Raw genomic sequence first — 9,538 nt, 5'->3', positions numbered from 1 at the left:
GACCTTGTCGTCCCGCGCCGGTCGGGGGCGCTGGTCGCGGGCGGCGAGGAGGCGGCGGCGCACGCCGTCGAACCGTGCCACGGCCTCCGGGTCGTCGAGGTTCGCGGGGTCTGCGGTCCGGCTGCCCCCCGGGGCCTTGGTCGGCTCGGTCAGTCGCTGCAGGACCGACGCCCCGTGCTCGAAGGTCCCGGCCTCGGTCACCCCGAGGAGGCCGGCGGCCCAGGCCGCGTCCTCGGCGCCGAGGGCCTCGCGGAGCTGGGCCGGGGTCCACACGAAGAACGCGCCCTCCCGCGAGACGCCGTCGGCGTCCGGGCTGTCGGCGTCCAGGGCCGACGCGAAGCCACCCTCAGGGGTGCGCAGCTCGCGCACCATCCAGTCGGCGGTCTCGGTGACGACGCGGGCGGCGAAGGACCGGGCCTGCTCGTCGGTCTCGGCCCGCCACCAGTGCACGTACGCCCGGAGCAGCAGGGCGTTGTCGTAGAGCATCTTCTCGAAGTGGGGCACGACCCAGGCCGCGTCGACCGAGTAGCGCGCGAAGCCGCCGCCCAGCTGGTCGTAGATCCCCCCGCGGGCCATCGCCTCCAGGGTGTGCCGCGCCATGGCGAAGGCCTCGCCCGGCTCGTCCGGCCGGCGGGCGGCTCGACGCAGCAGCCACGCGAGCACCATCGACGGCGGGAACTTCGGGGCGGCCCCGAACCCGCCGCGCTCGGCGTCGTAGCTCTGGGCGATCGAGGCCTCCGCCCGGCCCAAGACCGCCTCGAGCCCGGCACCTGTCTCTGCGTCACCCGTGGGACCAGCCAGCGCGGTCGCCTCCCCGACGGCGCGCTCGCGGCCCGCCAGGGCCTCCCGGATCGCGGTCGCGCTCTGGGTGACCTCGGGCCGGCGCGTTCTCCACGCGTCGGCCATCGTCGTGAGCACCTGGGTGAACGAGGGCATCCCCTGCACCGGCGTCGGCGGGAAGTAGGTCCCGCAGTAGAACGGCTCACCCTCGGGGGTGGTGAAGACGGTCATCGGCCAGCCGCCGTGCCCGGTCATCGCCTGGGTGGCCTCCATGTAGACGGCGTCGACGTCGGGCCGTTCCTCGCGGTCCACCTTGACGTTGACGAAGTGCGCGTTCATGAAGGCGGCGACGGTCGGGTCCTCGAAGGACTCGTGGGCCATGACGTGGCACCAGTGGCACGCCGAGTAGCCCACCGAGATCAGCACGGGGACGTCGCGCTCGCGGGCGCTCGCGAAGGCCTCGTCGCCCCACTCGACCCAGTCGACGGGGTTGTGGGCGTGCTGCTGCAGGTAGGGGCTGGTGCTGCGGGCGAGATGGTTCGGCATCAACCCACTGTGGCCCCTCTCCGTCCAGCGTGCGATCGGGCCCGGCGGGGCTGTCCAGGGGGTACGGCCGGGTCGGCCCCGGCATCTCGGCATCTCGGCCAGGGCTTGGCCGACCTGGACCGCTTCGGAGGCGCTGGCCCGGCCGCGGCGTCGTTCGGTGCCGTACCGTTCCAGACCGACGGAGGGCAGCACACCCTCGGCGGGCAGGCCATCGAGGTCACCGGGCACGCGGACGACGACAAGGCCTCCTCGGAGAGCCTGTGGACCATGGTCTCGGTCGTCACCGGTCATCCCGACGCTGTCACCGTGGGCCACACCTTCGGAGCGGGAGATCGGATGTGGGCGAAGTGACTGGCACCGGGCGCGACCCGCGCGCGGGGGCGCGGCCCCCTCTCGGTACGTTCGCACTGCTGATGGGTGGGGTCCTGCTCCTGGTGATCGGGATCGTGCTGACGGTGAGCGCCATGAGGGGCGACGCAGGCGAGCCCGAGGTGAGCGGCGCGCAGAGCCGCGACGATCTCACCGCAGTCCTGGTCGAGACAGCCGAACGGCTCGAGATGGACGTGCAGCCCGAGGAGCGGACCAACGACCCACGACAGTGCGACCGCCCACGAGGAGGCGTCGGCGAGCTGTACTTCCTGCAGACGCTGGACGGACCCCCGCGCGAGGACGTCGAGGACGCGCTACTGGTCGTGCGCGAGATGTGGGAGGACCTCGGCTACGCCGTCGCCGACCGCGCGATCGGAGAAGCCCGCGGGGTCTCCGCGCTCACCACTGACGGTGGGGCGATCTACTTCCTGACCGGGCCCGGCGGCAGCGCCCTGGCCGGGGAGTCCGCCTGCGGACCCCCAGGCCAAGACGACGCTCGGGGCCTGCCCCCCGAGGGCCGGTTCGCTGCGAGAAGCTAAGCCTGGGACGGGCACGGGCCTGCGGGTGGCAGCCGACGCGCACCGTCCCGCCCACGTCGGCTGCCAAGAAGGCGCGGTGCTGCCCTGGTCCGTCCGGGGTGTCTGAGATGCGCGGTCTGCCGGTCGCTGGGAGCATCTCAGCACGCGCCGGGCGTCGGGTCCGGCGGACATAGACCGGAGGGGGCCTCCCCGTATGACCTACGATCCTGCAGCCTCGACCAGCGCCAGCACCGGCGCCCCGGCGACGAACCAGTCGAACATCTTCTCGATCCTCGCCTTCGTCTTCGGCGGTATCGCGGTGCTCTTCCTGCCGATCGTCCTGGGGCCCGTGGGCATCGTGCTCGCGGTCGTCGCGATCGTCCGCAAGGAGCGTCTGGGCAAGATCGCCCTCGGCGTGGCCATCGCCGGGACGATCCTCGGGATGGTGCTGGGCGCCGTCGTCTTCTCGGCCATGCAGGCCTGAGCAGCTCCCGCTTCACCCGACGCCCGTCTCGCCGCAGTTCGCGGCGGGGCGGGCGTCGTGCTGTCGGCCGAGGGCTGCCGTGGTCGGGCTTGCGGTCGGGCCAGCTCGCCGTCGCGCTGGCTCCTTGTCGCGCCCCGGCGGGCGGTGCCGGTGAGCCTCAGCGGACGGTGATGGTGAAGGGGGCGGTGATGGAGCTGTGGTTGTAGTTGCGCCAGCGGTAGGTGGTGGTGGTGGTGCCGGGGCGTAGGGGGCGGGTGCCGTGGCCGTTGGTGATGGGGAGGGTGGCGGCGTCGGTCCAGGTGCCGTTGCGGTGGCGCTGCAGGGTGAGGGTGGCGGAGGGCACGGGCTGGCCGTGCTCGGTGTAGGTGACCGCGACCGAGCTGGCTCCGCCGGCGGGGATGGTGGTGGGCCCGGTGACCTGGGCGGTGACGTGCAGCCGGGGGGTGGGCGGTTGGACGGTGATGGTGAAGGGGGCGGTGATGGAGCTGTGGTTGTAGTTGCGCCAGCGGTAGGTGGTGGTGGTGGTGCCGGGGCGTAGGGGGCGGGTGCCGTGGCCGTTGGTGATGGGGAGGGTGGCGGCGTCGGTCCAGGTGCCGTTGCGGTGGCGCTGCAGGGTGAGGGTGGCGGAGGGCACGGGCTGGCCGTGCTCGGTGTAGGTGACCGCGACCGAGCTGGCTTCGCCCGCGGGGATGGTGGTCGGGCCGGTGACCTGGGCGGTCACGTGCAGCCGCGGGGTGGGCGGAGGTTCGGGCGTCTCATCTTCGCTGGGGAGGGTGCCCCCGCCTCCTCCCGGCAGGCCCGTGCCCGCGGAGGTGTAGCCGGGCGAGGTGTACCCGGTGCCGGCGAGTCCTGCCGGGACGAACTCCCCTCCGGGGGGCGTGCCGACGTCGACCTGGGGCCACGCCTCGGTGCCCGGACCGCTGCCCTTGGGCCACAGGAAGCTGTCACGGCTCGACGGGTTGCGCGGGGCCACCCACACGTCCTGCACCGTGAGCGGCCACTCGAGGTCATCCCGCCACAGCAGGTACCCGCTCTCGGGCGTGCCGCGCAGGTCGACCCGGCGCAGGTCCACGACCTCGGGCTGGGCCTGCGTGCCGAACTGCTGGGGCAGCAGGAAGAAGCCCTGGTACTCGGTCGCCGCGGACAGGCGGTCGACGCGGAGCACCCGCGGCCCGGCCCAGGTCTGCAGCACGTCGGCGTGGTTCGTCTCGAGGGACCCCTGGGTGGTCTCGACCCGCACGTTCTGCAGCTGCACGACGGCGCCCTCGCGCTGGTCGAGGTTGATCCCCTCGCCCAGGCCCACCCCGGTGATGAGCAGGCCCTCGACGTGCACGGTGCCCGTCTGGTTCTTGAGGAAGAGGCCGCGGTGGGCGTGGTTGGTCTGCTCGGCCCCGGCCGGGATGGAGATCGTCCCGCCGACGAGGACGACGTTGCGGCCGCCCGACACGGTCAGCCCTCCCTCGACCTCCAGGGGCGTCGAGGGCATCTGCAGCACGTAGTCACGGGAGTCGTCCAGCCGCAGCGCGCGGTTGGTGGCCGAGATCCTGACGACCTCGGGGGAGGTCAGGGCTGGGGGCCGCCACGTGAGCCGAGGTCGGGCCTCGTCGGTCGTGGTGACTGCCGGGACGGTGGACGCGACGGTGCCGGGCGGGGGAGAAGCAGGCAGGCCTGTGCCCGGCAGCGCTGTGGCTGGCAGACCGGCGACGGGCAGGTTGACGGCTGCCACGGCGAGGAGCAGGGCCGCGAGCAGGGTCAGGGGCCGGTGGAGACGGCGGGCCGGGGTGGGGGGAGCCACGGGGACGGGTCCTCACGAGCGGGGGCGGATCCGGGCGACCCGGAGGTCGTGCCCCGTGGATCGGCGGACGCGCACCCCTCATGAGCGGTCCGAGGCGATCAGTGCCCCGGCGTCCTCAGTGCCCCTCGGTGCCCGCCTGCGCCCGGGGAACCCGGGAAGCCCGGCGTGCTCAGCGCGAGGGGAGGGTGCGGGAGCGCCAAACCCCCTGGGCTCGCCGCCGCCAGCTGCTGGCTCGCTTGCGCTGCATCCGGACCCCCTCGTGCCAGCGCCAGCGCGCCGTGTCCAGGGGGCGGGGGCTGCCACCGAGCGGGGTCCCCGGGTAGATCATCGCCCGCACCCCGGCGCAGTAGACGGGGCGACGTGCGGCGTCCGCGATCGTGCGTGCCTGGTCGAGGTCCTCCTCGACGAAGAGCCACGCGTCGGTCCTCGTGTAGAGGGCCGCCTTGCCCTGGGCGTCGGGTCGGGGCAGGCCCTCGGGGCGGCCGGTCTGCCCGCTGGGGCCGTCCGAGGCCATGACGAGGTGGCGGAAGCGCACCCCGTGCTCGGTCAGCCACCGCTCGACCTCGGGCCGCTCCCCCTCGGGACGGCGCGTGACGAGCCAGCCGACCTGCGCCCCGGGGACGAGCCGCGGGTGGTGGGGCAGCGGGCTGCTGGTCGGTACGCCGAGCAGGACGCCGTCGAGGTCCATGCAGGCGTCCACCAGCCCGCTGTGGTGCAGCACGTTCCACTCGAAGACCCGGGGGCGGCTGACCTTCTCGTACCAGTGGTCCAGGAGTCCCTCGGCTGCGCCGGCGGCCGCGTACGGCGCTCCCCACAGGAGGCGCCCGTCCAGGTGCCGTGCCGGGGCGACACGCGCCTTGGCCGCGCGGATCGCCCCGCCGCGGTTGGTGCTGTCGTCGACGACGAGGATCTTCCGGGCGTCGACGACGATCTGGGAGGGGTCCGTGTCGCGACCGAGGCGCGCCCCGCCACCGAGCACCCGGCCTGCGACGAGACCGTCGACGTCGGCCAGCGGCGTGTGCAGGTGCAGGGCGAGCATCGTGGCGGCGAGCATGCCGCTGCGCGGGATGCCGACGACGAGGTCGATGTCCCTCGGAAGGGTCTCCGACCAGCGCGCGAGGTCCGCGTTGAGCTGGTGGATGCTGCGGAACTCCATGGACAGGCCTTCACATGTCGGGCACAGGGGTTCCCGCGAACGTAGCCGCGACCGGTGCGCCCCGCCACCAGGGGGGGGCTGTCGCTCGCCCATCCGGGTGAACGCCTCCCACGCCCTCCCCTCCCGCACCCTGACGTGCCGGGAGGGACGGGGACGGTTAACCTGGTCCGATCCCGACGACGTTCCGAGGGCTGTCCCGTGCCACGAGACGGTCCAGTCCCCTGGATGCCCGCCCGCCGACGGAGGACCCCTACGTGACCTCAGCGCACCCCGACCACCCGCCCGAGGCAGCGACGCCGGAGCACCCCACCACCTCTCCTGACGCGTCGCCGACCGCCGGCGAGGTCGTGGCGCTGCGTGCAGCCCGGCGCTGGCGTCTCGCCGCGGTCCTCGCCTCGACGGTCGCCCTCCTCGCCGTGGTGGGTATGGTGCTGGCCCTGGTCCTGGGGCCCGCGTCGGACCCCGGGGCCGGTCCCGTCCCGACGGAGGAGGACGACGGCGAGCAAGCGCCCGCGGCCGGCCCGGCGCTGTCCTGGGCCCCGCCCGAGCTCGAGGACCCCGAGACGGTCGAGGTCACGGCCGAGAACCGGGCGCTGAGCCTGGAGCCCGACCAGGACTACGTGGTCGAGATGCCCGAGCCGGTCGAGGTCAGCGGGGGCGTCACCATCAACGGGGGGCGCAACGTGGTGCTCGTCGGTGGTGAGATCCGGATCACCGAGGAGGGCGAGCGCGGGCCCGACGCCCGCGGGCTCTTCCTGCAGGACCAGACGGGCACGGTGCACGTCGAGGGCCTGCTCATCACCGGCCCGGCACTGGCCGAGGGGATCAACCTCGACCAGCGCGAGGGCGCCGTCGTCCAGCTGCAGAACATCCGCGTCGAGACCGTCGGTGAAGGGCCCGAGGAGCACCACGCGGACGTCATCCAGACCTGGGCGGGGCCGAGCGAGCTGCGCGTGGACCGGCTCAGCGGGACCACCGAGTACCAGGGCTTCTTCCTTCTTCCCATGCAGTTCGGCGACCAGGAGGAGCCGGCGGGCTTCGACCTGCGCAACATCGACCTGACCGGCGCCGACGAGGCCGGCTACCTGCTGTGGCGCGACGACCGGGACTGGCCGATCACCCTCGAGAACGTGTGGGTCTCCCCGTCCGACGGGGGCGACGACCGGGACGCGGTGCTCTGGGAGGACGACGGCCGGGACGGCCCCTGGGCCGGGGTCGAGGTCGGGACTCCCCCCGAGGGACCGTTCGTGCCCGAGGGCGTGGCAGGCACCGGTTACGTGTCGCCCGGCTACACCGACGAGCAGGAGTCATGACGGCGTCCCCTTCCGGACCTGAGGGACCCCAGCCCGCCCCGGCGGCGCAGACCCTGCGCGGGCAGGCCACCAGCGGTGTGATGTGGGCCGCTGCCGAGAAGTGGATGGTCCGTGGCAGCACGCTGGTCGGCTTCGTCATCCTCGGTCGGCTGCTCTCCCCGGAGGAGTTCGGGATCGTCGCCCTGGCGATGGTCTTCATCACCCTGCTGACCGTCGTCACGGACAGCGGCCTGACCGCCTACCTGGTCCAGCGGCGCACCCTGGACCGTGCCGTGACGAGCACCGCCTTCTACGTCTCGGCGGCGATCGGCCTGATCCTCTCGCCGGTGCTGGCCCTGTCCGCCCCGGCCATGGCGGGTCTCTTCGACGTCCCTGCGCTTGGCCAGGTGCTGCCCGCCCTCGCCGTGGCGCTGCTCATCGCCTCGCTCTCCAACGTGCCTGCGGGCCTGCTGCAGCGCGAGCTGCGCTTCAAGGAGCTCGCGGTGCGTCAGGTGCTCGCGACGGGGCTGTCCGTCGTCGTGGCGATCGGGCTGGCCCTCGCCGGGGCGGGGGTGTGGGCCCTGGTCGGTCAGACCCTGGTCCGCGGCGTGGTCTCGTTCGTGGTCCTGTGGTGGACGAGCGACTTCCGTCCCGCCTGGACGTTCTCGCGGGCCGCTGGGCGCGAGATGCTCGGCTTCGGGTCCAAGACGATGCTGGTGCGGATCTTCCGGCACTCGCGGGACGAGGGCGAGTCCCTGCTCATCGGCGTGCTGCTGGGCACCACGGTGCTCGGTCTGTGGACCGTGGCCCTCCGGCTGGTCAACGTCATCATGGACCTCGGGGCTGCGGTCTTCGGCCGCGTGGCGCACCCGGTGTTCGCCAAGCTGCGGGACGACTCCCCACGCCTGGGCCGGGCGCTCGGCAACAGCATGGCGATCGGTGGTCTCGTCCTGGTCCCCTCCCTCGTCGTGCTCGCGATGACGAGCGACGTCGTGGTGCCGGCGGTCTTCGGCGAGCAGTGGGTGCCCGCCACCGGGGTCGCGGCGATCCTCGCCTTCCGCGCCATCGGGTACGGCCTGGGGGAGTTCCACCGCGCCCTGTTCCTCGCGACCGGTCGGCCCGGGGTCGAGCTCGCCATCATGTCGGTCGAGATCGTCGTCCAGATCGGCCTGATCATCCTCCTCGCCGACCGCGGCCTGATCACCGTCGCCGTGGCCCTCACGGCCTGGGTGCTGCTGCTGTGGCCCGTGCGGGCCATCGCCGTCCGACACCTCGACGGCATCGGCTGGCGCACCTACTCCCAGACCTGGCTGGTCCTGCTCGCGGCCGGCGTGGCCGTCGGTGCGGTGCTCGTGACCAACCAGGTGGTGGACCTCGACGGGTGGCCCTTCGTCGCCCTCACGGTCCTGCTGGGCGGCGCGGTGTACGTGGGCGCCGCGATGCTGGTGTGCCGGCCCACCGTGCAGCAGGCCGCGGCTGCGGTCCCGGCTCGGTTGCGTCCCGCGTGGCCCCGGAAGGGACGAGGTCGTCGGGCCCGGGCCCAGCAGCCCGCCGACGAGCAGCCCGAGGGCCAGCAGCCCTCGGACCGTGAGCCCGAGGACCGGGCCGACCGTGAGCCCGAGGACCGGCGCTCTGCCCCCTGAGTGGCGCTCCGTGCTCAGACCGGGTTTGCTTGGGGTGACGAGCGCCCGGGCGGCAGCCCATGGCGCACCCGACCGACATGGCTTCGACGGCCGAGAGTGGAGACGCGTGACGGATCGACGGGGAGAGCCCTCCCGCGGAACGACGCCCATGCGACGCTTCTGGCCGGTGGCGCTCGTCGTCGCGGTGGCTTGCGGGCTCGCCGCCACGTGGGCTGCCGAGCAGACCGCAGAGACGACATGGACCGCTGAGGGGCAGTACATCGTCCCGATCGCCCCGCCGCAGCCCGCCCCGTTGCCGGGTGAGCCGCCGCTGCCGGTGACGAACCTGCCCGAGACGGCCTACGACGCCGGAGTGCTCGCCCGCACCTACGAGGTCGTCCTCGAGCAGGACGACCTCCTCATCGACGCCGTCTCGGAGGGCGCCGGACTCGAGCGCGAGGACGTCGCCGACGGCGCCGAGGCGGTGCACCTCGCCGGCACCCACGTCATCCGCGTGACCTTCGAGGCCGGGGACGAGAGCTCGGTCGAGGACTACTTCACCGCCCTGAGCGAGCTCGTCGAGCAGGAGAGCCCGACCCCCAACCTGCCGACCGGGAACCTGGTCGCCCTGAGCCAGCCGTCCGACGCCGAGGAGAGCCTGGGCGTAGCCGGCGCAGCGCCCTGGGTCGGTGGTGCGGTGGGTCTGCTGCTCGGGTGGGGCGCCGCCCTCCTCCTGGACCGGATCGACCGGCGCGTGCTCGGCGCACGGGACGTGCGCTCGCTCGCCGCCTGGCCCGTCTTCGACGGTGCGAGCCGCGGACGCAGCACCCCCGCCGTGCTCGAGTCGGTGGTCCTGCGGCTGCATCACGACGGGGCGGTGCCCCAGCAGGTGGCGGTCGCCACGGCCCCCGGCGCCCGCGCCACGGTCGGCAGCGAGATGGCCGAGGCCCTCGCCGCGGCCGAGGAACGGCTGGTG

The 9,538-nt window shown here is 73.6% G+C and carries 9 protein-coding genes; 6 read left to right on the top strand and 3 right to left on the bottom strand.

Annotated features, from left to right (window positions below; genetic code table 11):
- The coding region (locus tag L0B03_RS09430) for a thioredoxin domain-containing protein (protein ID WP_250445557.1) at nucleotides 1–1,326 on the bottom strand (1,326 nt) is incomplete at its 3' end.
- Between the two features lie 105 nt (nucleotides 1,327–1,431).
- On the opposite strand from L0B03_RS09430, the gene L0B03_RS09425 reads away from it, so the two are divergent.
- The 3 genes from L0B03_RS09425 to L0B03_RS09415 all read left to right on the top strand — a co-directional run bounded on the left by L0B03_RS09425 (nucleotide 1,432) and on the right by L0B03_RS09415 (nucleotide 2,697).
- Complete coding sequence (locus L0B03_RS09425) at nucleotides 1,432–1,677, top strand: hypothetical protein (RefSeq protein ID WP_250445556.1); 246 nt, start codon at nucleotides 1,432–1,434, stop codon at nucleotides 1,675–1,677.
- Between the two features lie 113 nt (nucleotides 1,678–1,790).
- Entirely contained in the window at nucleotides 1,791–2,234 is a 444-nt protein-coding gene (locus L0B03_RS09420; protein WP_250445555.1) for a hypothetical protein, read from the top strand.
- Nucleotides 2,235–2,427: 193 nt separating this feature from the next.
- Nucleotides 2,428–2,697 (top strand): hypothetical protein, encoded by a 270-nt coding sequence (locus L0B03_RS09415; RefSeq protein ID WP_250445554.1) that lies wholly within the window; start codon nucleotides 2,428–2,430, stop codon nucleotides 2,695–2,697.
- 157 nt (nucleotides 2,698–2,854) lie between these two features.
- On the opposite strand, the gene L0B03_RS09410 is transcribed toward L0B03_RS09415, so the two are convergent.
- A complete protein-coding gene (locus L0B03_RS09410) occupies nucleotides 2,855–4,492 on the bottom strand; it encodes a hypothetical protein (RefSeq protein WP_250445553.1) in 1,638 nt (545 codons plus the stop codon).
- Nucleotides 4,493–4,661: 169 nt separating this feature from the next.
- Nucleotides 4,662–5,648 (bottom strand): phosphoribosyltransferase, encoded by a 987-nt coding sequence (locus L0B03_RS09405; protein WP_250445552.1) that lies wholly within the window; start codon nucleotides 5,646–5,648, stop codon nucleotides 4,662–4,664.
- A gap of 254 nt (nucleotides 5,649–5,902) precedes the next feature.
- Between L0B03_RS09405 and L0B03_RS09400 the strand changes: the two genes are divergently transcribed.
- The 3 genes from L0B03_RS09400 to L0B03_RS09390 all read left to right on the top strand — a co-directional run.
- Nucleotides 5,903–6,961 (top strand): hypothetical protein, encoded by a 1,059-nt coding sequence (locus tag L0B03_RS09400; RefSeq protein WP_250445551.1) that lies wholly within the window; start codon nucleotides 5,903–5,905, stop codon nucleotides 6,959–6,961.
- The gene (locus L0B03_RS09395) at nucleotides 6,958–8,583 is read left to right on the top strand and encodes a lipopolysaccharide biosynthesis protein (RefSeq protein ID WP_250445550.1); all 1,626 of its coding nucleotides are present in this window, start codon (nucleotides 6,958–6,960) and stop codon (nucleotides 8,581–8,583) included. Before L0B03_RS09400 ends, L0B03_RS09395 begins: the two co-directional genes overlap by 4 nt.
- 148 nt (nucleotides 8,584–8,731) lie before the next feature.
- Nucleotides 8,732–9,538 (top strand): hypothetical protein (locus L0B03_RS09390; protein ID WP_250445549.1); only part of this gene is annotated, 807 nt, incomplete at its 3' end.

Source organism: Actinotalea sp. C106 (genome assembly GCF_023630195.1).
GTDB lineage: Bacteria > Actinomycetota > Actinomycetes > Actinomycetales > Cellulomonadaceae > Actinotalea.
This window is presented reverse-complemented; position numbering and strand designations above follow the sequence as displayed.

Coding starts and splice junctions, on each gene's coding strand:
- L0B03_RS09405 (WP_250445552.1), bottom strand. CDS start 5,648: ATGGAGTTCCGCAGCATCCACCAGCTCAACGCGGACCTCGCGCGCTGG.
- L0B03_RS09415 (WP_250445554.1), top strand. CDS start 2,428: ATGACCTACGATCCTGCAGCCTCGACCAGCGCCAGCACCGGCGCCCCG.
- L0B03_RS09395 (WP_250445550.1), top strand. CDS start 6,958: ATGACGGCGTCCCCTTCCGGACCTGAGGGACCCCAGCCCGCCCCGGCG.
- L0B03_RS09420 (WP_250445555.1), top strand. CDS start 1,791: ATGAGGGGCGACGCAGGCGAGCCCGAGGTGAGCGGCGCGCAGAGCCGC.